Annotated in this window: 1 pseudogene; it reads right to left on the bottom strand. The window is 38.5% G+C overall.

Features of this window, described 5'->3' with window-relative positions:
* Nucleotides 1-239 (bottom strand): annotated as a pseudogene (locus tag H7U22_RS22785) (proline dehydrogenase family protein); the annotation flags it as partial.
* Nucleotides 240-602 lie beyond the last annotated feature (363 nt).

The following is a 602-nucleotide window of genomic DNA, read 5'->3' as shown; positions in this document are numbered from 1 at the left end:
GAAGTATTTTCTTGTGCTCTGCGGAACAAATATGGCATAACAGCTTTTATCGGGCCATAAGGAACATATTTGGCTACGTTGTAATTTGAATCTGCAAGGTTAAAGCTCAAGTTATCGCTCATTCCTAAAAGTTGGGCAAAGTAAACATGCGGATGATTATGGGCTATTTTTTTCTCATCTAAAAGATAAGTTAACAAGCGACTACTGTCTTCGTTATGCGTACCGGCAACAATGGCAATTCAGCTAGTCGGGATTTGCAATCCCGTCTTCTGTAATGAGGATTTGTTCCAAATGGAACTCCTTTGGAGTAATCCTCTATCTAAAATTTTGCCACGGAAATACGGAAGACACGGAAAAAAATAATGCTTTGCGATTTAAAAACTAGGTTAATTGCACTGAACTAAGTTTTTTAAACCCGATTGTAGCGACATCCGCCAGTTCTTCACTGGCGATACAGCGTAAAGCGGGACTACATCATCCGAAGAATTCCCGAACGTTCATTTCCAAGAAATTATTTTAATTAAAGCTAATAAGTTTGTACTTAAAGCTTCCTTCTTTTTAATTCCCTTTCAATTAAACCCAGCTCCCTTCCTGTTTGTCCG

Origin of the sequence: Pedobacter fastidiosus (assembly GCF_014306625.1) — a bacterium.
Lineage (GTDB): Bacteria > Bacteroidota > Bacteroidia > Sphingobacteriales > Sphingobacteriaceae > Pedobacter > Pedobacter fastidiosus.
The sequence above is the reverse complement of the archived record's forward strand: the minus strand, read 5'-3'. Positions and strand labels throughout refer to the sequence as shown.